At 75.1% G+C, this 19,652-nt stretch carries 19 protein-coding genes; 12 read left to right on the forward strand and 7 right to left on the reverse strand.

The window, feature by feature from the left end; genetic code table 11:
• Window positions 1-101: 101 nt before the first annotated feature.
• Both AB0B41_RS18715 and AB0B41_RS18720 read left to right on the forward strand, forming a co-directional pair.
• Entirely contained in the window at window positions 102-1,337 is a 1,236-nt protein-coding gene (locus AB0B41_RS18715; protein ID WP_358204744.1) for a GAF domain-containing SpoIIE family protein phosphatase, read from the forward strand.
• On the forward strand, window positions 1,334-1,741 hold the full coding sequence (locus tag AB0B41_RS18720; protein WP_358204746.1) for an ATP-binding protein: 408 nt from the start codon (window positions 1,334-1,336) through the stop codon (window positions 1,739-1,741). Before AB0B41_RS18715 ends, AB0B41_RS18720 begins: the two co-directional genes overlap by 4 nt.
• Window positions 1,742-1,788: 47 nt before the next feature.
• On the opposite strand, the gene AB0B41_RS18725 is transcribed toward AB0B41_RS18720, so the two are convergent.
• Complete coding sequence (locus AB0B41_RS18725) at window positions 1,789-2,121, reverse strand: STAS domain-containing protein (protein WP_358204748.1); 333 nt, start codon at window positions 2,119-2,121, stop codon at window positions 1,789-1,791.
• The gene (locus tag AB0B41_RS18730) at window positions 2,118-4,169 is read right to left on the reverse strand and encodes a glycosyltransferase (RefSeq protein WP_358204750.1); all 2,052 of its coding nucleotides are present in this window, start codon (window positions 4,167-4,169) and stop codon (window positions 2,118-2,120) included. The genes AB0B41_RS18725 and AB0B41_RS18730 overlap by 4 nt, the downstream gene beginning before the upstream one ends.
• Before the next feature lie 42 nt (window positions 4,170-4,211).
• Between AB0B41_RS18730 and AB0B41_RS18735 the strand changes: the two genes are divergently transcribed.
• Window positions 4,212-5,225 carry a glycosyl hydrolase gene (locus AB0B41_RS18735; RefSeq protein ID WP_358204752.1) on the forward strand — a complete coding sequence of 338 codons (1,014 nt, stop codon included), beginning with the start codon at window positions 4,212-4,214 and terminating at the stop codon, window positions 5,223-5,225.
• A gap of 10 nt (window positions 5,226-5,235) precedes the next feature.
• Here the strand turns inward: AB0B41_RS18735 and AB0B41_RS18740 are convergent, their stop codons facing one another.
• Genes AB0B41_RS18740 through AB0B41_RS18755 form a run of 4 tightly spaced genes read right to left on the reverse strand, consistent with a single transcriptional unit; the run spans window position 5,236 to window position 8,690 of the window.
• Window positions 5,236-6,066, reverse strand: coding sequence for an ABC transporter permease (locus AB0B41_RS18740; RefSeq protein ID WP_358204754.1), 831 nt, complete (start codon window positions 6,064-6,066; stop codon window positions 5,236-5,238).
• Complete coding sequence (locus tag AB0B41_RS18745) at window positions 6,063-6,989, reverse strand: ABC transporter ATP-binding protein (protein WP_358204756.1); 927 nt, start codon at window positions 6,987-6,989, stop codon at window positions 6,063-6,065. Before AB0B41_RS18745 ends, AB0B41_RS18740 begins: the two co-directional genes overlap by 4 nt.
• The gene (locus AB0B41_RS18750) at window positions 6,986-8,083 is read right to left on the reverse strand and encodes a hypothetical protein (protein ID WP_358204758.1); all 1,098 of its coding nucleotides are present in this window, start codon (window positions 8,081-8,083) and stop codon (window positions 6,986-6,988) included. The genes AB0B41_RS18745 and AB0B41_RS18750 overlap by 4 nt, the downstream gene beginning before the upstream one ends.
• Before the next feature lie 52 nt (window positions 8,084-8,135).
• Window positions 8,136-8,690: a hypothetical protein gene (locus AB0B41_RS18755; RefSeq protein WP_358204759.1), complete on the reverse strand. Its 555-nt coding sequence runs from the start codon at window positions 8,688-8,690 to the stop codon at window positions 8,136-8,138.
• 199 nt (window positions 8,691-8,889) lie between these two features.
• On the opposite strand from AB0B41_RS18755, the gene hrcA reads away from it, so the two are divergent.
• The 6 genes from hrcA to AB0B41_RS18785 all read left to right on the forward strand — a co-directional run bounded on the left by hrcA (window position 8,890) and on the right by AB0B41_RS18785 (window position 15,663).
• The gene (gene hrcA / locus AB0B41_RS18760) at window positions 8,890-9,909 is read left to right on the forward strand and encodes a heat-inducible transcriptional repressor HrcA (RefSeq protein WP_358204761.1); all 1,020 of its coding nucleotides are present in this window, start codon (window positions 8,890-8,892) and stop codon (window positions 9,907-9,909) included.
• 67 nt (window positions 9,910-9,976) lie between these two features.
• On the forward strand, window positions 9,977-11,137 hold the full coding sequence (gene dnaJ / locus AB0B41_RS18765) for a molecular chaperone DnaJ (RefSeq protein ID WP_358204781.1): 1,161 nt from the start codon (window positions 9,977-9,979) through the stop codon (window positions 11,135-11,137).
• A gap of 5 nt (window positions 11,138-11,142) precedes the next feature.
• Window positions 11,143-11,907 carry a 16S rRNA (uracil(1498)-N(3))-methyltransferase gene (locus AB0B41_RS18770; RefSeq protein WP_358204764.1) on the forward strand — a complete coding sequence of 255 codons (765 nt, stop codon included), beginning with the start codon at window positions 11,143-11,145 and terminating at the stop codon, window positions 11,905-11,907.
• A 171-nt stretch (window positions 11,908-12,078) separates the two neighbouring features.
• Complete coding sequence (locus AB0B41_RS18775) at window positions 12,079-12,852, forward strand: cyclase family protein (protein ID WP_358204766.1); 774 nt, start codon at window positions 12,079-12,081, stop codon at window positions 12,850-12,852.
• The gene (locus AB0B41_RS18780; protein ID WP_358204768.1) at window positions 12,849-14,471 is read left to right on the forward strand and encodes a thiamine pyrophosphate-binding protein; all 1,623 of its coding nucleotides are present in this window, start codon (window positions 12,849-12,851) and stop codon (window positions 14,469-14,471) included. The genes AB0B41_RS18775 and AB0B41_RS18780 overlap by 4 nt, the downstream gene beginning before the upstream one ends.
• A 136-nt stretch (window positions 14,472-14,607) precedes the next feature.
• Window positions 14,608-15,663, forward strand: coding sequence for a PhoH family protein (locus AB0B41_RS18785; protein ID WP_358204770.1), 1,056 nt, complete (start codon window positions 14,608-14,610; stop codon window positions 15,661-15,663).
• A gap of 144 nt (window positions 15,664-15,807) precedes the next feature.
• Here AB0B41_RS18785 and AB0B41_RS18790 read toward each other — a convergent pair whose 3' ends face one another.
• Window positions 15,808-16,572 (reverse strand): IclR family transcriptional regulator, encoded by a 765-nt coding sequence (locus AB0B41_RS18790; protein ID WP_358204772.1) that lies wholly within the window; start codon window positions 16,570-16,572, stop codon window positions 15,808-15,810.
• Between the two features lie 91 nt (window positions 16,573-16,663).
• Here AB0B41_RS18790 and dhaK point away from each other — a divergent pair, with 91 nt between their 5' ends.
• From dhaK to dhaM, 3 genes are all read left to right on the forward strand, one after another.
• Window positions 16,664-17,662, forward strand: a complete 999-nt coding sequence (gene dhaK / locus AB0B41_RS18795; protein ID WP_358204775.1) for a dihydroxyacetone kinase subunit DhaK — start codon at window positions 16,664-16,666, stop codon at window positions 17,660-17,662.
• A complete protein-coding gene (gene dhaL / locus AB0B41_RS18800; RefSeq protein ID WP_358204776.1) occupies window positions 17,659-18,285 on the forward strand; it encodes a dihydroxyacetone kinase subunit DhaL in 627 nt (208 codons plus the stop codon). Before dhaK ends, dhaL begins: the two co-directional genes overlap by 4 nt.
• Before the next feature lie 4 nt (window positions 18,286-18,289).
• A partial coding sequence (gene dhaM, locus AB0B41_RS18805) for a dihydroxyacetone kinase phosphoryl donor subunit DhaM (RefSeq protein ID WP_358204779.1) occupies window positions 18,290-19,652 on the forward strand: 1,363 nt, incomplete at its 3' end.

Consider the following 19,652-nt stretch of genomic DNA (forward strand, 5'->3'; position numbering starts at 1 on the left):
CAGGGGCGCGGCGTGGCTCCCGGGCCGCTCCGCTCGGCGTCCGTTCGGCCCAGTGCTGCGGTAGGGTCCGCCGGACGGCCGATCAGGGAGGTACGACCGGCATGACCGGGGGGATCGTCGGCGCCGGCCGTGCCGGGGGCGGGGGAGCCACCGGGGGAACGGGAGCCGCTGCGGAGCGGACCCACGCCCTGGAGGCGCTCGGGATCGGGGTGAGCGAGCGCGAGGAGCGCTTCGACCGGATCACCCGGCTGGCCCGCCGCCTGTTCGGGGTGGAGATCGCCGCCGTGACCCTGCACGACGCGGACACGCAGTGGGTGAAGTCGGAGAGCGGCTACCCGGCGGCCGGGCCCGTGCCGGTCGAGGACTCGATGTGCCGGGTCACCCTCGGCGAGCCCGCCGCGCGGACCGTGGTGGAGGACGCCCGCACCGACCCGCGCTTCGCCCGCAACCGCTTCGTCGTCGGCGAGCCGGGCGTGCGGTTCTACGCCGGAGAAGCACTCACCACCTCCGCCGGCACGCGGGTGGGCACGCTGTGCCTGTTCGACTCCCGCCCGCGCACCCTCACCCCGGCCGACCTGGAGGTGCTGCACGAGCTCGCCACCTGGGCCGAGGCGGAGCTGCAGCGCTCGGTGGAGATGGACCGCGCCGCGGAGGTCCACCGGGCGCTGCTGCCGGGCAGCGGCAACCTGAGCGTGGCCGGCTACGAGATCGTGGGGTGTTGCGTCCCGGCGCGTGCCGTCGGCGGGGACCTCATGGACTGGTACCGGCTGCCACCGGACGACGACGGGGAGGCCGATGTCGTCCTGACCCTCGGCGACGTCATGGGCAAGGGGATCGGGGCCGCGCTGCTGATGGCCACGGTGCGCTCCGCCCTCCGCACGGCCGCGCGGCGGGCGGGTCCGGCCGAGGCGGTCCGGCAGGCCGCGCTCGCCCTCGAGCCGGACCTGGAGGGGACCGGCACGCTGGTCACGCTGTGCCAGGCGCGGTTGAACCCGCGGAGCGGTGTGCTGCGCTGGGTGGATGCCGGGCACGGCCTGATGCTGCTCGTCCGCGCCGACGGGACGGTCCTGCGGCCCGGGACGGGCGGCCTCCCGCTCGGCGTGCTGCCCGGCGACCAGTGGGCGGAGGAGTGCGTCGCCCTCGGTCCCGGCGACCTCGTCGTCGCGTTCAGCGACGGCGTGCTCGATCTCTTCCCCACGCCCGAGGCCACGTTCGCGGAGGTGGCCTCGCTGGCGGCGGCCGACCCGGCGGGGTGGGTCACGGCGCTGGAGAGTCGCGCCCGGGCGGCCGCCGCGCCGGACGACGTGACCTGTCTGGTCGTCCGGAGATGCCCGTGATCACCCGGACCCTCCGCTACCCGGGTACGCCCTCGTGCCTCGACGTGGTGCAGGACGCCCTCGCCGCGCTGTGGGAGGAGGCACCCCGGGTCGGCCACGGGGACCGCATGTCGTTCGAGATCGCGCTGGTCGAGATCGTCGGCAACCTCGTGGAGCACGCCCGCAGGCCGGACGGGCGGCCGGTCGACGTGCACATGCGTATCGCCGTGCACGAGGACCGTCTGGAAGCCCGCATGGAGGACAACGGCACCCCGCCCGTCGTCGACCCGACGGTGGCGGCCCTGCCCGCGGACGACCTGGCCGAGAGCGGCCGAGGCCTCGCGCTCGCCGCTGCGGTCGCGGACCTCGAGCACGTCCGGCAGGCGGGCGGCAACGTCTGGACGGTCGTCCGCCGCCGGACGTGACGGCCGCGGTACGGCCGGTCGTGGCGACCGGGACGAGGCGACAGGCCTCAGCCGCCGAGGGCGCCCCTCACCGTGGCCGCCGGGCGGAGGACGCGGTCGAGGTTGGTGAGCTCCAGGACGGTGCGCACCTGCGCGCCCGGCCGGGCGATCCGCAGGTCGCCGCCTGCCTGCCGGCAGGTCTTGAGCCCGGAGACGAGAGCGCCGAGGCCCGAGGAGTCGATGAACTCGGTGGCCTCCAGGTCCACGACCACGTGGGTGTGCCCGCTCTCGACGGTCTCGGTGACCAGGCTGCGCAGAGCGGCCGTCGAGGTCATCGTCAGCCGGCCCTCCGGCCGGATCACCGCCGTCCGGGGGTCGATCTGCTCGGTCGCGAAGTTCATAGCGTCTGGGCCACTTTCTGCTCCTCGGACTCGGGGCCGGTGTAGGTCGCCGCCGAGATCACCACGGACAGGATCACCAGGTCGAACAGGACCCAGAAGAGGTTCACGACCAGGCTGAGCAGGTCGAAGTCCGCCATCCCCAGCAGGTAGCGCAGGGTGCCGACGACGGCGGACAGCGCGAGCAGCGCCATCGCGGTGAGCTGCGGCCACACGAGTCGCCAGGGCGGGCGGGCCCGCGTCTGCCTGGTCTTGGGGGTGACGACGAAACCGAGCGGCCGGCCGAAGAACACGTTCGCGAAGGCCGTCCAGGTGGCGCGGATCCACAGCGGGAAGAGGGCCAGGCTGTACTGGGTGCCGCGCCAGGTGCGCTTCCCGTAGCCGATCACCAGGAACAGCAGCTGGTTGAACACCAGGTACGGGATGAGCCTGACCAGGAAGTCCGGGCCGTAGCTCACCACCGGTCGGATGTCGAAGCACAGGAACACCACCGGGGCCACCAGGTACACGACGGCGAAGAACCCGCTGAGGTAGCTCCACATCGTGGCGAGGTACATCAGCCGTTGACCCCAGGCCAGTCCCTTCTGGACCAGCGGGTTCTCCTTGAGCATCACCTGCAGGGTGCCCTGGGCCCAGCGCAGCCGCTGGTGCAGCATCGTGCCGAGGTCCTCCGGCGCCAGGCCCTTGGCGAGGATCTCGTGGTGGTAGACGCTGCGCCAGCCCATGCCGTGCAGCCGCATCGCGGTGGCCATGTCCTCGGTGACGGACAGCGTGGCCATCGGCATGATCGGCTGCGCCTCGTCGGCCCGGCTGACGTCGACCGCGTCGACCAGGGCCCGCACCGAGGACAGGGCGTTCAGCGGGGACATCTCCCGCGTCGAGAGCCGGGCCAGCGCCTCCTCGTCGAGTACCGCCGGACCGGGCTGCCCGTTCCGTCCGTCCGTCCGTCCGTGCTCGTCGCCGGAGGCCCCGTGCGGCCCGATCTCGCCGAGCTCCTCGAGATCACGGGCCAGCGCGGCCACGTCGGCGTCGACGACCCCTCGTGAGGCCTCGTCGACGCGTTGGCGGAAGCGGTAGGTGACCTCGGAGAAGGACGAGCGTGGGGAGCCCAGCTCCCGGCGCGCCTGCCCGACGGCCTCCGAGACCTTGTCCAGCGCCACCCGGACCTCCGGCCCCTGGCCGGCGGCCTCCCTGCGTGCCGTGGACAGCAGCGAGTCCGAGGTCCGGAGGACCTGCCGGAGGCTGCGCTCCACCTGCCTGACGTACTCGGCCAGGCCGAGCTGCATCAGCGCCTCGCGCCGCAGTACCGCGTTGGATCCGCAGAAGAAGGCCGCGTTCCAGCCGTCCTTGCCCTTCTGGATGGGTCCGTAGAAGAGCGGGGCCTGGCTGCCGAGCGGGTCGGAGGCGGTGACGTTGGTGAAGAACTGCGGCGTCTGCACCAGCGCGACCTCGGGGTCGCGGAACCAGCCGAGGGTCCGGTCCAGGATCTCCGGCTCCGGGATCTGGTCCGCGTCGAGGATCATCAGGAACTCGCCGTCGGTCTGCATGAGGGCGTTGTTCAGGTTCCCGGCCTTGGCGTGCCGGGGCATGTTCTCCCAGCTGGGGTCCCGGGTGAGGTACCCGACGCCCGCCTCCTCGGCCGCGGCGCGCATCTCGGGCCGGGCGCCGTCGTCGAGCACCCACGTGCGGTGGGGGAAGCGGATGCCGCGTGCGGCCCGCGCCGTGGTCATCACCATGTCGATCGGCTCGTTGTAGGTGGTGATGAACACGTCCACCGTGGCGTCCGGGGAGGGCGACGGCGGCTCGCCCCGCTCCTTCACCCGCCACATCGTGATGCCGAACAGGAACGCGTCGACCAGGCTGTAGGTCTCGGCGATCACCAGGGGGACCGCGATCCACCAGAACGACCAGTTGACCGACTCGAGCCAGCGCCAGACGACGTAGTTCACCCCCAACGCCAGGGTGAGGACGACCAAGGCCCGAATGACGGCACGGTTGGCCGCCTTCGGCCTACGGTGCCGGTGCCGCTCGGGTGACCGGGCTGCGCTCATCGGCGCATCCTCGAGTCGTGCCGGGGGAGCCGGGGGACGTTCATGACCGGGAAGGATAAGGAGACGACCGGTGATCGGCAGGTCGGCGCGCGTGGACGTCACGCCGTGCGGTTCATCCGTGGAGGTCTGGTCACGGTGGGTGCCGGCGTCCTCGGGATGTTCCTGCTCGCGGCGGCCGCCCCCGAGCCGGCACCGCTCGCCGTCGGGGTCGCCGCCGGTGACCGGTCCGCGGTCGGTGAGTTCACCCGGGCCGCGGGCGTGCGGCCCGCTCTCGAGGAGTGGTACTCGAGCTGGGCCGGAGCACCCGCCTTCGACGCGGCCCGCGCCGATGCCGCGGTGGCCGACGGGGCACTGCCGGTCCTGACCTGGGAGCCGTGGGCGCCGGGCGGCGGTCCGGTCCAGCCGGAGTACGCGCCCGCCCGTATCGCTGCCGGGGACCACGACGGGTACCTCGCCGCCTTCGCGCGGCAGATCAGGCAGTGGGGCGGGACGCTCGCGCTGCGGTTCGCGCACGAGGCCGACGCGCCGCTCTATCCGTGGAGCGTCGGCGTCGGCGGGAACACGGCCGCCGACCTGGTGGCCGCGTGGCGGCACGTGCACGCGGTGTTCCGGGACCAGGGCGCCGACGTGATCTGGGTGTGGTGCGTCAACGTCCACGCCCCGGGCTCGCCGGAGTACGCGCCGCTCTACCCGGGCGACGACGTGGTCGACTGGATCGGGGTGGACGGTTACAACGGCGGAGACGCCCTGCCCTGGGGTGGGTGGCGCTCGCCCGCGGAGGTGTTCGGCGCGAGCCTCGCCGACCTGCGGGTCCTGTCGGACAAGCCGGCTCTGATCACCGAGACGGCCAGCGCCGAGCAGGGCGGCGACAAGGCCGCGTGGATCCGGGAGCTGTTCACCCTGGCCGCGCAGGAGCGCATCAGCGGCCTCGTCTGGTTCTCCGAGGACAAGGAGGCGGACTGGCGGATCACCAGCTCGCCGGCCGCTGCCGCCGCTTTCCGGGAGCAGGCGACGGACTCCGCCCCGCCGCCGCTCCCGCTGCGGTTCCGACACTGACGCGGGGCCCTCAGGTCGTCACGTCCTTGGTGCTGAAGTTCGCCCAGGCCGCACCGAAGGCGATGACGACGTACCCGAGCTGGACCAGCACCCCCTCCCGCAGGTTGGTCCAGAGGATCGGGTCGCGGTAGAGGTCGATCCACGCCAGCCAGTGCGAGGTCGGCAGGTAGGGCTCGATCGCCGCGGCGGCGTCGAGCGGCTGCAGCGCCGCGCTCGCCACGACGAAGGCCAGGACGCCCAGGGTGGCGGCGAGCGGCGAGTCCGTGAGCGTCGAGAAGAACAGCCCGACCGCCCCGAGCGCGAGCATGCACAAGGCCAGGTAGCCGACGGTCGCGGCGGTCCGGCCCACCACGTCGAGCGGGGTCAGCTCCACCCCCGAGAGCGACGGGATCGCGCCCGCGCCGCCGACCGAGGCGTCGGGCCCGAAGCCGAAGGCCGCGACCCCGACGACGTACGACACCAGGGTCACGAACAGCACCGCGAGCAGCACGAACGCGGCCACGGAGATCAGCTTCGCCAGCAGCAGCCGCACCCGGCCGACCGGCCGCACGAGCAGGTACCGCAGCGTTCCGGCCGACGCCTCGCCCGCCACGGTGTCGCCGGCGACGATCGCCACCGTGATCGGCAGGAAGATCGGGATGACGAGGGCGAGCGCCGCCGCCGGGAAGATCTGGCCGTTGCTCACCACGGCCGACAGGAACGCGCCGCCGCGGCCGGGGGGCGGGGCGAGCCGGGTGGTTGCGAGCAGGATCGCGACGAGTGTCGGCAGCGCGCACAGCAGCACCCAGCACAGCCACACGCGGCGCCGGCGGAGCATCAGCCGCAGCTCGACCCCGATCACCGCGGTCCCCCCGACCGCACCCGGTCCACCCGGTCGTTCCCCGTCCCGGTCAGCTCCAGCACCACCTGCTCCAGCGTCCGCCGCTCCTCGGCCAACCCGGTCACCCGCACCCCGCCGGAGACCAGCCGGGCGTTGAGCGCGGCCGGCTCCACCCCGCGCACCGTGAGCGTGTCCCCGCGCCGGTCGACGACCTGTCCGTCGAGCAGCCCGACGACGGCGTCGGGCTCGGGGGTGCGGACGGTCACCCGGCCGGTTCTCGTGCGCAGGGCGGCCAGCTCGGACGAGAGCGCCAGCCGGCCCCTGTCCATCACGCCGACGTGCGTGCACAGCGCCTCGACCTCGGTCAGCAGGTGCGAGGAGAGCACGACCGTGGTCCCGGCCTCGTTCAGCGAGGTCAGGAGCGCGCGCATCTCCTGGATGCCGCGCGGGTCGAGGCCGTTGGTCGGTTCGTCGAGCAGCAGCAGCTCGGGTTCGCGGAGCAGGGCGGCGGCGATGCCCAGGCGCTGGCGCATGCCGAGCGAGTAGGCCTTGACCGGGCGCCGGTCGACGCCGCCCAGCCCGACCTGCTCCAGTACCGCGTCGACCCGGCGCCGGCGGTGGCGCGCCCGGCCCGGCCCCGCGGCGTCGAGCAGCCGGAGGTTGGCCCGCCCGGACAGGTGGTCCCACGCGGCCGGGCCCTCCACGAGCGCGCCGACCCGCGGCAGCACGGCACGGGCCCGGCGCGGCATCGGCTCGCCCAGCACCTCGATCGAGCCCGACGTCGCGTGGACCAGCCCGAGCAGCATCCGGACCAGCGTGGTCTTGCCGGAGCCGTTGGGGCCCAGCAGCCCGAACCGGACGCCGGCCGGGACCTGCAGGGACACCCCGTCGACCGCGGTGACCCGGCCGAACCGCTTGGTGAGCCCGCTCGTCGCGACGATCACGCGCGTCGCCCCGGCAGCTCGCGCACGGCCTGCTCCAGCACCTGGGGCGCGACGGTCCCGGCGAGCAGCACCCCGCCGCGCCGGATCCCGCCGCGCGCGACGACCGATAGCAGCGGCGTGCTCAGCCGCGCCGCCCGCCCGACCGGGACCTCGACGGTGACCCCGCCGGCCGACGCGGCGCCGTCGATCACCCGGTCGGCGATCCCGCGCGAGGCCGGGACCAGCACGAACCCGGCGACGCCCGCGCCGTAGACCCCGACGCCGGGCAGCCCCGACCCGAGCGGGACCCGCTCGCGGCCGGCCAGGCGCGCGGGCGGCTCGGCGGCGTCGAGCTGGCGGAGGGCCCCGGCGAGGTCGGCGGCCTCGGCGGTGACCGACCCGGCGCCGGGCGGCACGGCCGGGGTGAGGGTGCGGTCGTCGGGGGTGGTCAGCGCGACCTCCAGGAACTCGGTGAACAGCAGGGGACGGTCGTCCGACCGCGCGGCCACCTCGACGCGCAGCGGGAGGCCCGACGCGGGGTCGCACCAGACGTCGATCCGCCCGACGGTGGTGTCCGGGTCGGCGGGCGTGATCCGGAACCCGGCCGCGGACCATCCCGCGACCCGGCGCGGCTCCAGCGAGGTGACGGGGTCGGCCCGGGTGAGCCCGACGAGCCGGCGGGCCAGCTCGGACGGGACGAGGTCGGCGGCGCGGGGGAGCCGGACCGGGGTCTCGCCGGTGACCGTGGTGAGCTGGTTCGCGCCGAAGTCCCAGAGGAACTCCCGACCGTCCCGGCGGTAGGTGTCCCGCTCGCCGGCCGGGGTCAGCTCGTCGACCCGCCAGAGATCTGGGCCCGCCACATACGCCCGCAGCTGCGTGACGCCGGTGAACAGCGCCGTGACCCGTTCCAGCGCCGGGATCTCGGGCAGCCCGAGCCGTCCGGTGCTCTCGGCGTACCCGACGTGCGGCGGGGTCCCGGCCAGCACCCGGCCGCGCAGGGCCTCGGCGGGCTCGTCCGAACCGCCGGCCGGCAGCGTGACCGCGGCCGCGCCGACGACCGCCGCGGTGCCGGCGGCGACCAGCACCCAGCGTCGCGTCACCCGGGCAGCAGTCATCCCCGTCCAGACTGCCAGCCCCGGGTGAAACCCGCGTACGTCGGCGATCTCGTCAGCGACCCAGGTAGCTCCGGCCGCGGGGACTGAGCCGGTACCCCACCTCCAGGCTCTCGGTGAGCCCCAGCTCCTTGAGCTTGCGGACGTCCCGCTTGAACGGCGCCGTCTCCCGCCCGACGCGCGCGGCCAGGTCGGGGGCCCGGACGCCGGGGTTCTCCGCGATTAGGGCCAGGGTCTCGGCGGTCCACGGACGGTCCCGGTCGAAGCGGGCCAGCCGGGCGTCGAGCTCGGCGCGGTCCGCCGGCGTCACGTCCGCCGACCGCAGCGCGATCCTCGGGTCCGGCCCGTCGAGGTGCAGCGCGACCTGCCAGACCGTACCGGAGCCGCGGGCGAGCATCGCCCGCAGGTCGTCGAGGGTCTGGCCGGCGGCTGCGGCGTCGTCGGCGGTCAGCGCGTCCGGCGCGACCTCGTCGACGGCCGTGACCGCGAGCACGCCGACCACGGTCCGCAGGCGCGTCCCCGGCCTGACCCGCGGCCGCTCCCAGCGGCGGAACACGCAGGTGATCTCGCCGGCGGCGATGCCGTCGAGCGTCGGGCGGCGGAGCAGCACGGCGAACCCCCTGGTCGGCGCCGGTCGTGAGTGCCGACTGCCGTTCTAGGGGCAGTCGGCGCTCACGGGAAGGGTTGAGCAGGGGAGACGCAGAATCCTGAGCCGGGTCACACCTCGCGTCCGGGCGGCGGGGGGTCGCTTCCGCATAGACTGGACGAACGTCCGGTGACGTGTGCGGGTCAGCAGGGAGGTGTGTGCGGTGAACGCCGACGAACGCCGCTTCGCGGTCCTCCAGGCGATCGTGGCGGACTACGTGTCGACCCAGGAACCCGTCGGTTCCAAGGCGATCGTGGAGCGCCACAACCTCGGGGTCTCCAGCGCCACGGTCCGCAACGACATGGCCGCGCTGGAGGAGGACGGGCTGATCGCCCAGCCGCACACCAGCGCGGGCCGGATCCCGACGGACAAGGGCTACCGGCTGTTCGTCGACCGGCTGGCGCAGGTCAAGCCGCTGTCGGCCGCCGAGCGCAAGGCCGTCCAGACCTTCCTCGAGGGCGCGCTCGACCTGGACGACGTGCTCCGCCGCAGCGTCCGGCTGCTCGCGCAGCTGACCCGGCAGGTCGCCGTCGTCCAGTACCCGACGCTGACCCGCTCCACGGTGCGGCACCTCGAGGTCGTCCAGCTCACGCCCGCGCGGCTGATGCTGGTGCTGATCACCGACTCGGGCCGGGTGGACCAGCGCATGGTCGACCTGGGCCAGGTCGTCACCGAGGAGAACGCCTCCCGGCTGCGCGCCCTGCTCAACCAGGCGCTGGCCGGCCGGCGGCTGGCCGACGCGTCGGCACGGGTCGCCGAGCTGCCGCACTCGGCGCCGAACGAGCTGCGCGACGTCGTGCTCACGGTGTCCACGGTGCTGATCGAGACGCTGGTGGAGCACCCCGAGGAGCGCCTGGTCCTGGGCGGCACGGCGAACCTCACGCGCAACTCCGCGGACTTCCCGGGGTCGCTGCGACAGGTCCTCGAGGCGCTCGAGGAGCAGGTCGTGGTGCTGAAGCTGCTGGCCGCGGCGCAGGACCCGGGCCTGGTCACGGTGCGCATCGGCGAGGAGAACGAGTCGGCCGACCTGCACACGGCCTCGGTCGTGTCGATCGGCTACGGGCCGGGCACCGTCGTGGGCGGAATGGGCGTCGTCGGACCGACCCGGATGGACTACCCGGGCACGATGGCGGCGGTGCACGCCGTCGCCCGGTACGTGGGTGAGATCCTGGCGGGGCGCTAGGAGTCGCGGGACTCTCACCGAGCTGAGCTGAGCTGTCGAGCACAGAAGGATCATGGGGACTTCGAGGGTGGCACGGGACTACTACGGCATCCTGGGCGTGGAGCCCGGCGCGGATGCCGCCGAACTGAAGCGGGCCTACCGCAAACTGGCCCGGGAGCTGCACCCGGACGTCAACCCGGAACCGGGGGCGCAGGAGCGCTTCCGCGAGGTCAGCACGGCCTACGAGGTCCTCACGGACCCGGAGAAGCGGCGGATCGTCGACCTGGGCGGCGACCCGCTGGACAACGGCCGCGGCGGGGCCGGCGCGGGCGGGGGAGACCCGTTCAGCGCCTTCGGCTTCGGCGACATCATGGACGCGTTCTTCGGCGGCGCCGCGGGCGGTCGTTCGCGGGGGCCGCGCAGCCGCGTGCAGCCCGGGGCGGACGCGCTCATCCGCATGCAGCTCACGCTGGAGGAGTGCGCCACGGGCGTGCAGCGCGAGCTGACGGTCGATACCGCGGTGCTCTGCTCGGAGTGCGGCGGCGACGGCTGCGCACCGGGCACCCGCCCGCACACCTGCGACACCTGCGGCGGCCGCGGCGAGGTGCAGAGCGTCCAGCGCTCCTTCCTCGGCCAGGTCGTCACCTCCCGCCCCTGCCCCACGTGCCGGGGCCTCGGCGAGGTCATCCCGGAGCCGTGCCGGCAGTGCGCGGGCGACGGTCGGGTGCGCTCGCGGCGCAGCGTCGGCGTCCGGATCCCGGCCGGCGTGGCCGACGGGATGCGCGTGCGGCTGGCGGGCCAGGGCGAGGTCGGCGCGGGCGGTGGCCCGGCCGGCGACCTGTACGTCGAGGTCGAGGAGATCCCGCACGAGGTCTTCCAGCGCGACGGCGCCGACCTGCACGTCCGGTTGCCGCTGCCGATGACCGCGGCCGCGCTCGGGGCCACGCTCCCGCTGCCGATGCTCGACGGCTCCACCGAGGACCTGCACGTCGAGCCGGGCACGCAGGGCGGCACGCTCCGCACGCTGCGCGGGAAGGGCATGCCGCGGCTGCGCTCCACCGGCCGGGTCGACGGCCACGGCGACCTGGTCGTGCACATCGACGTCACCGTCCCCACCAAGCTCGACAAGGAGCAGACCGAGCTGCTGCGCCAGCTCGCGAAGCTGCGCGGCGAGGAGCAGCCGGACCTGGCCGTCGGTGCCCGAAACGGGCACGGGCTGTTCGCCCGGCTGCGCGACTCCTTCCGGTAGCCGGCGTGAGCACCGCCCCGCTGTTCCTGGTCGGGGAGCTGCCGGCGGCCGGGACCGTCGTGCTCGACGGGCCGGAGGGCCGGCACGCCGCCGCGGTCAAGCGGATCCGGCTCGGCGAGGCCGTGCAGCTCGGCGACGGCCACGGTGCCGTCGCGCGGGCGCACGCGGTCGCCGTCGCCAAGGACTCGGTCGAGTTCGGGCTCGACGAGGTGGTGCACCACCCCGCGCCCGCGCCGCGGGTCGTGCTCGCGCAGGCGCTGGTGAAGGGCGACCGCGGCGAGCTGGCCGTCGAGCTGGCCACCGAGGCGGGGGTCGACGCGATCCTTCCGTGGCGGGCGGCGCGGTGCGTGGCCCGCTGGGAGCAGGGGCCGCGTGGCGAGAAGGCGCTGGCCCGCTGGCGCTCGACGGTCCGCGAGGCCGCCAAGCAGGCCCGCCGGCCGTGGATCCCCGAGGTGGGCGAGCCCGTCACCACCGCCGACCTGGTCGCGCGCGGCGGCCCGGCCCTCGTGCTGCACGAGGGCGCCGAGGCCGTGCTCTCCGGCGCCGACCTGCCCGCGGACGGCGAGGTGCTGCTCGTCGTCGGGCCGGAGGGCGGGGTGTCGGACGAGGAGCTCGCCGCCCTCACCGCCGCCGGTGCCCGGCCGGTCCGGCTGGGCCCGGAGGTGCTGCGCGCCTCGACCGCCGCGGCGGTCGCGCTGGGGGCGATCGGCGTGCTGACCGAACGCTGGCGTGACCGGGACCACGTGGCGCACACCGCACCGACTGCGTGACCCCGCAACGAACTGGTCTAGTCTCGTGGCGGCTCACCCACCCCCCTGGTGAGCACCCGGTCCCGCAGCCCGTTCACGGCGCCGCGGGAGCCGCCGGCTCGGCGGCCGCGCCGCGACGATCCTCCCCCCGGTCGTCGCGGCGCGCCTCGGGGAGGCCGTAGGTTCCGGCCCATGGGTGTCCTGCAGGAGCTGCTCTCCGCCTTGTCCTCCCGGCGCGTCGAGGTCGTCGACCTCACCGCCCCGTTGCACTCCGGCACACCGATCCTGCAGCTGCCGCCGCCGTTCGCGAACACGATCCCGTTCTCGCTGTCGGAGATCAGCCGCTACGACGAGCGCGGCCCGGCCTGGTACTGGAACGACATCCACACCGGCGAGCACAGCGGCACCCACTTCGACGCCCCGGTGCACTGGGTGACCGGGCGGGACGGCGAGGACGTCTCCCAGGTGCCCGCGGCGCGGCTGCTCGCCCCGGCCGCCGTGCTGGACTTCTCGGCCGAGTCCGCCGCCGACCCGGACTTCCTGCTCGAGGTCGACCACGTCAAGACCTGGGAGGCCGAGCACGGCCCGCTGCCCGAGGGCGGCTGGCTGCTCTACCGCACCGGCTGGGACGCCCGCTCCGCCGACGCCGAGGCCTTCCTCAACGCGGACGAGAAGGGCCCGCACACCCCCGGCGTCTCGGTCGAGTGCGCGACCTGGCTCGCGGAGGAGGCGCCGATCATCGGGTTCGGCACCGAGACCGTCGGGACGGACGCCGGTGCCGCGCACTCGTTCGACCCGCCCTTCCCGTGCCACTCGTTCCTGCTCGGCGCCGGCAGGTACGGGCTCACCCAGCTGCAGAACCTCGCGACGCTCCCGCCGACCGGAGCCGTGCTGCTGACCTCGCCGCTGCCGATCGTCGGCGGCTCGGGCTCGCCGGCGCGGGTGCTGGCCCTGGTGGAGAGGTGATCGTCTCCGAGCTCCTCGGGCGCACACTCGCCGAGCTGGGCGTCGGGCACGCGTTCGGGGTGGTCGGGAGCGGGAACTTCCACGTCACGAACGCGCTGCGGGAGGCCGGGGTCCCGTTCACCGCGACCCGGCACGAGGGCGGCGCGGCGACCATGGCCGACGCGTTCGCCCGCACGTCGGGACAGCCGGCGGTGCTGAGCGTCCACCAGGGCTGCGGCCTGACCAACGGCCTGACCGGCGTCACGGAGGCCGCGAAGAGCCGGACCCCGCTGATCGTCCTCGCGGCCGACACCGCCGGCTCCGCCGTGCGCTCCAACTTCCGGATCGACCAGGACGCGCTGGTCACGGCGGTCGGGGCGGTCGCCGAGCGGGTGCACTCGCCGGAGACCGCGCTCGCCGACACCGTGCGCGCGTACCGGACCGCGGTCGAGCAGCGCCGCACGGTGGTGCTCAACCTGCCCCTCGACGTCCAGGCCGCCCCGGCCGAGCCCGCCCCGCTGCCCCCGCTCCCGCCCGTCGCCCCGCCGCGGGCGTCGGCCGAGGGGATCGCGGCCCTGGCCGCCCTGCTCGACGGCGCGGAGCGGCCGGTCTTCGTCGCGGGCCGCGGCGCCCGCGGGGCCCGGGAGGAGCTGCGCGCGCTGGCCGAGGAGTCCGGCGCCCTGCTCGCGACGTCGGCCGTCGCCTCGGGACTGTTCCACGACGACCCCTGGTCGCTCGGGATCTCCGGCGGGTTCGCCTCGCCGCTGACCGCCGAGCTGATCACCGGCGCCGACCTCGTCGTCGCGTGGGGGTGCGCGCTGACGATGTGGACCACCCGGCACGGGCGGCTGGTCGGCGAGGGGGCGCGGGTGGCCCAGGTCGACCTGGACGTCGACGCGCTCGGCGCCCACCGGCCCGTCGACCTCGGGGTGGTGGGCGACGTGGCCGCCACGGCCGCGGACCTGCTCGGTGCCGTCGCGCGCCGCGCGGGCTACCGCACGCCGGAGGTCCGGGCCGCGATCGCCGACCGCGGGCGCCTGCGGGACCTCCCGTACACCGACCTCACCGGGCCCGAGGGCATCGACCCGCGCACCCTCACCGTCGCGCTCGACGACCTGCTCCCGGCCGAGCGCGTGGTCGCCGTCGACTCCGGCAACTTCATGGGCTACCCGGCCGCCTACCTGCAGGTTCCGGACGAGTTCGGGTTCTGCTTCACGCAGAGCTTCCAGTCGGTCGGGCTCGGCCTGGCCACGGCGGTCGGCGCGGCGCTGGCCCGTCCGGACCGGCTCGCCGTCGCCGCGCTCGGCGACGGCGGGGCGCTCATGGGCGCGGCCGAGCTCGACACCGTCGCCCGGCTCGGGATCCCGATGGTGATCGTGGTCTACGACGACCGGGCCTACGGCGCCGAGGTGCACCACTTCACCGGGGCCGACCACGCCACGGTCCGGTTCCCGGGGACGGACATCGCGGCGATCGGGCGGGGGTACGGGCTCGACGCGGTGACGGTCCGGACCCCGGAGGACCTCAAGGGCGTCGAGGACTGGCTGGCCGGGCCGCGGAGCCGGGCGCTGCTGGTCGACGCGAAGATCGCCTCCGACGGCGGGTCCTGGTGGCTGCAGGAGGCGTTCCGCGGGCACTAGCCGGTGCTGCTCCGCGACCCCCGGGCCGACGGGCCGAATGGCGGGGCGGGCCGTCGGTGCCCGGCGGTAACATCGAAGAGTCACAGGCCCGCCCGGGCCGCGGAGCAGAGCAGCAGGAAGCAGGCGACCAGACCACGTGACGCAGCCGGACCCCGTCCAGTCCCGCATCGCAGTCCCGGACACCGCGCTGCTCGCGCTGCTCGGCTCGAGAGACGAGTCGTTGCGCACCGCCGAGGAGCTGCTGGCCGCGGACGTGCACGTCCGGGGCAACGAGCTGACCCTCTCGGGCGAGCCCGCCGACGTGGCGTTCGCCGAGCGTGTGTTCACCGAGCTCATCACCCTCGCCGAGCGGGGGCAGCAGGTCGGGTCGGACACCGTGCGGCGGACCGTCGAGATGCTCGGCGAGGCCGACCCCGCGGTCGCCGCCGTGCGCGGCGAGTCGCCCGCGGAGGTCCTGAGCCTCGACATCGTGTCCCGCCGGGGCAAGACCATCCGGCCGAAGACGCTGAACCAGAAGCGCTACGTCGACGCGATCGACGCGCACACCATCGTCTTCGGCATCGGCCCCGCCGGTACGGGCAAGACGTACCTGGCGATGGCCAAGGCCGTGCAGGCGTTGCAGGCCAAGCAGGTCAACCGGATCATCCTCACCCGCCCGGCCGTCGAGGCGGGGGAGCGGCTCGGCTACCTGCCCGGCACGCTCTACGAGAAGATCGACCCGTACCTGCGCCCGCTGTACGACGCGCTGCACGACATGGTCGACCCCGAGTCGATCCCGAAGCTCATCGCCGCCGGGACGATCGAGATCGCGCCGCTGGCGTACATGCGCGGCCGCACGCTGAACGACGCGTTCATCATCCTCGACGAGGCGCAGAACACCACGCCCGAGCAGATGAAGATGTTCCTGACCCGGCTCGGCTTCGGCTCGAAGATCGTGGTCACGGGCGACGTCACGCAGATCGACCTACCGGGGAGCACCCGGTCGGGGCTGCAGGTCGTCCAAGACATCCTGTTCGGAGTGGACGACGTGGCCTTCCCCGAGCTGACCAGCAGCGACGTCGTGCGGCACCGGCTGGTCAGCGACATCGTCGACGCCTACGCCCGCTTCGACGCCGACCAGGGCCGGGGGCAGCTGCGCAGCGCCGCCCCCCGCACCGGGCCGCCCCAGGACCGCCGCTCCCGCCGCCGCTGACCGCGTCGTCGCGCCGGCTCACCTTCAGGCCGTGATCGTCGGTGGGGACCGGTCCCCGCCGCTCCCGGCCGCGAAGGGTCCGAAACCGCGATCATGATCGCCGCTGGACCGCCGGAAGTGTCGGCTCACGGTCGCGGGCGGTGATCAGGAGGCCGCCTCGTCCCGCCCCTCGGCGACGGGCGGCCAGGAGGCGGCGCCGAGCTCGCGGGAGACCGCGCGGGCCGCGCGGCGCAGGGCGTCGGGAGCGCCGGGCGGCAGCGGCCACTCCCCGGCCGGCACCACGAGCCCGATGGCGCCCGCGATCACGCCGTCGGCCGCGGCGACCGGGGCGGCGAGCCCGCACTCGCCCAGCACCGCCTCCTCCACCTCGGTGGCGAGGCCGGTGCGGCGCACCGCGGCCAGCTGGGCCTCGAGCTCCCGCGGCTCGGTCACGGTCTCGCCCGTCATCCGGTGCGGCCGGTCCGCGGGCTCGCAGGCGCCGTAGGCCAGCAGCGCCTTGCCGACCGCGCACGCGTGCGCCGGCACCACGATGCCGACCTCGGTCATCTGCCGGCTGCCGTCCGGCCGGGGCTCGTGGCCGACCACGATCGCGTCGCGCTGCAGGGCCACCGCCACCCGCACCGCGCACCCCGTGCGGCGCGCGAGGTCCTCCGCCCACGGCTGGGCGCGGGCGCGGAGCTCGAGGTTGTCGAGGTAGACGTTGCCCAGCCGGAGCGTCGCGGGGCCGAGCCGGTAGAGGCCCGAGTCGCGCTCCTGCACCACCATGCCGTGCGCGAGCAGCGTCCGGACGAGCCCGTGCACCGTCGACGGTGCGAGCCCGCATCCCGACGCGATCTCGCCGAGGCTCCGCCGCCGGGCGCCCTGCAGCACCGCCAGCACCCGCAGGGCCCGGTCCACGGACTGGATCACCGTTCGCTCCTTGTGTCGTGGGCCAGGTCACAGTAGCGTCCGACAGGTCTTCGGCATAGCCGAACGGGCTTCGGGTGCGACGGAGGACCCCATGAAGAAGCTGATCAACGACCCGGCCGACGTCGTCGTCGAGGCGCTGCGCGGCATGGCCGCGGCGCATCCGGGCCTGCGTGTCGACCTCGAGAACCGGGTCGTCTTCCGCGGCGACGCCCCCGTCCGGGGGAAGGTCGGCCTGGTCTCGGGCGGCGGCTCGGGCCACGAGCCGATGCACGGCGGGTTCGTCGGCCGCGGGATGCTCGACGCCGCGTGCGCCGGCGAGGTCTTCACCTCGCCCGTGCCGGACCAGATGGTCGCCGCGACGGAGGGCGTCGACGGCGGTGCCGGCGTGCTGCACATCGTGAAGAACTACACGGGCGACGTCATGAACTTCGACATGGCGGCCGAGCTGACCAGCGCGAAGACGGGCGTCGAGGTCCAGGCCGTGGTCGTCGACGACGACGTGGCCGTCCAGGACAGCCTCTACACCGCCGGGCGCCGTGGCGTCGGCACCACCGTGCTGCTGGAGAAGATCGTCGGTGCCGCGGCCGAGCAGGGCCGCAGCCTCGCCGAGGTCGCCGGGGTGGCGCGCAAGGTCAACGAGCGCGGCCGCAGCATGGGCATGGCTCTGACCTCGTGCACCGTGCCCGCCGCGGGCCGCCCGACCTTCGACCTGCCGGACGACGAGATGGAGATCGGCATCGGCATCCACGGCGAGCCGGGCCGCCGCCGGGTGCCCATCGCGCCCGCGAAGGACATCGCGGAGATGCTGGTCGAGCCGATCCTGGCCGACGCGGACTTCACCGCCGAGCCCGTGATCTGCTTCGTCAACGGCATGGGCGCGAGCCCGCTGCTGGAGCTGTACCTCATGTACGGCGAGGTCGCGGGCCTGCTCGAGAAGGCCGGGGTCCGGATCGCGCGGTCGCTGGTCGGGTCGTACATCACCAGCCTGGACATGGCCGGCTGCTCGGTCACGCTGGTGCGCGCGGACGACGACCTGCTCGGGCTCTGGGACGCCCCGGTCGACACCCCCGGACTGCGGTGGGGCGCATGACCACGCAGCAGGAGCTGCTGGCCTGGGTCCGCGAGTTCGCCCGTCAGGTGACCGACCACCGCGACGAGCTGACCGCGCTCGACTCGGCCATCGGCGACGCCGACCACGGCGCCAACATGGCCCGCGGAATGGGTGCGGCGGTCGAGGCCCTCGACGCGGACCCGCAGACGACCGCGGGCGGGGTGTTCAAGAAGGTCGGGATGACGCTGGTCAGCAAGGTCGGCGGCGCGAGCGGCCCGCTCTACGGGACGCTCTTCCTACGCTTCGGGACGGCGGCGGGCGAGGTCACCGAGCTCGACCCGGCGGGCTTCGCCAAGGCGTTCCGGGCCGGGCTGGAGGGGGTCGTGGCGCGCGGGCGCCCCGAGGCCGGGGACAAGACGATGTACGACGCCCTGGCCCCCGCCCTCGACGCCCTCGACGAGTCCCTCGCCGGCGGCGCCTCCCTCGGCGACGCGCTGCGGGCCGCCTCGGCGGCCGCCGACGCGGGGCGCGACGCCACCATCCCGATGCTCGCCCGCAAGGGCCGGGCCAGCTACCTCGGCGAGCGCAGCGTGGGGCACCAGGACCCCGGGGCGACGTCGGTGGCCCTGCTCGTCGCCGCCGCGGCCGCGACCCTGGGGTGAGCGCGTGACCGGACCGGCGGTCGGCCTGGTCGCCGTGTCGCACAGCCGTGCCCTCGGCGAGGCGGCCGTGGCGCTGGCGCGCGAGATGCTGCACGGGCCGGCGGGGGAGGCCGTCCGGATCGAGGTGGCGGCCGGGCTCGACGCCACCACCTTCGGCACGGACGCCACCGCGGTCGCCGAGGCGATCACGGCGGCCGACACCGGCGCCGGGGTCGTGGTGCTGATGGACCTCGGCAGCGCCGTGCTGTCCGCGGAGCTCGCCCTGGAGCTGCTCGACGACCCGTCCGCCCGCGACCGGGTGCTGCTCTGCCCGGCCCCGCTGGTCGAGGGGCTGGTGGCGGCGGCCGTCGCGGCCGCGGGCGGAGCGGACCGGGCCGGCGTCGCGGCGGAGGCGGCCTCGGGAGCGGACGCGAAGGCCGCGCAGCTGGGACCGGTCGAACCCGCGCCGGACGCGACCGTCGAGCCCGCCGCCGTCGAGGGGGGAGCGGAGGCGACCGGGACGTTCGTGGTGACGCCGCCGCACGGCCTGCACGCCCGCCCCGCGGCGCTGCTGGTCCAGGCCCTGCGCGGGCTGGACGCCCAGGTGGAGCTGCGCGATCCCCGCACCGGCCGCGGCCCGGTCCCCGCCGCGAGCCTCACCGGCGTGGCCTCGCTCGGCGCGGGTGCGGGGGCCGAGATCGAGGTGCGCGCCCGGGGTCCGGAGGCGCGCGAGGCCGTCGACGCCCTCCTCACGCTCGCCGCCACCGGGTTCGGCGAGGCACCGCCGACCGCCGCGCCCACCACCGCGCCCACCACCGCGCCCACCACCGCGCCCACCACCGCCGCGGCCGGGGGAGTGGCAGCCCTCGGAGTACCGACGGTGCCGTCGACCGCCTCCACCACGCCGTCGGCCGGAGCGGCGGCGGGGGGAGGTCCGCTGCCCGCCTCGCCCGGCATCGCGATCGGCCCGGCGCGCCTGCACCGCGCGGTGGACCTGCGGGTTCCCGACGAGAAGGCGGAGGATCCCGCCCTCGAGCGGGAGCGCCTGGACCGGGCGCTGGAGCAGGCGCGCCGCACGATCACCACCGTCCGCGACGTCACACCCGCGTCGGAGGCCGCGATCTTCGACGCCCACCTGACGATGCTCGACGACCCCGCGCTGGTCGACGCCGCGCGCGACGGGATCGCCGCCGGAACGGCGGCCCCCGCGGCCTGGGCCTCCGCCGTCGACGCAGCGGAGCGCACCCTCGCCGCGCTGCCGGGCGAGTACCTCCGCGCCCGCGCCGCCGACGTCCGTGCCGTCGGCGACGAGGTCCTCCGCGCGTTGCTTGCCGGCAGCTCCCGACTCGCGGTGCCGGACGTCCCGACTCGCGGAACGGACGCAACCC

Origin of the sequence: Pseudonocardia sp. NPDC049154, from assembly GCF_040648315.1 — a bacterium.
Lineage (GTDB): Bacteria > Actinomycetota > Actinomycetes > Mycobacteriales > Pseudonocardiaceae > Pseudonocardia.

What these genes read in the sequence shown, in the direction of transcription:
- AB0B41_RS18715 (WP_358204744.1), top strand. Translation starts at nt 102, where the DNA reads ATGACCGGGGGGATCGTCGGCGCCGGCCGTGCCGGGGGCGGGGGAGCC.
- AB0B41_RS18725 (WP_358204748.1), bottom strand. Translation starts at nt 2,121, where the DNA reads ATGAACTTCGCGACCGAGCAGATCGACCCCCGGACGGCGGTGATCCGG.
- AB0B41_RS18730 (WP_358204750.1), bottom strand. Translation starts at nt 4,169, where the DNA reads ATGAGCGCAGCCCGGTCACCCGAGCGGCACCGGCACCGTAGGCCGAAG.
- AB0B41_RS18735 (WP_358204752.1), top strand. Translation starts at nt 4,212, where the DNA reads ATGACCGGGAAGGATAAGGAGACGACCGGTGATCGGCAGGTCGGCGCG.
- AB0B41_RS18750 (WP_358204758.1), bottom strand. Translation starts at nt 8,083, where the DNA reads ATGACTGCTGCCCGGGTGACGCGACGCTGGGTGCTGGTCGCCGCCGGC.
- AB0B41_RS18775 (WP_358204766.1), top strand. Translation starts at nt 12,079, where the DNA reads ATGGGTGTCCTGCAGGAGCTGCTCTCCGCCTTGTCCTCCCGGCGCGTC.
- dhaK (WP_358204775.1), top strand. Translation starts at nt 16,664, where the DNA reads ATGAAGAAGCTGATCAACGACCCGGCCGACGTCGTCGTCGAGGCGCTG.
- dhaL (WP_358204776.1), top strand. Translation starts at nt 17,659, where the DNA reads ATGACCACGCAGCAGGAGCTGCTGGCCTGGGTCCGCGAGTTCGCCCGT.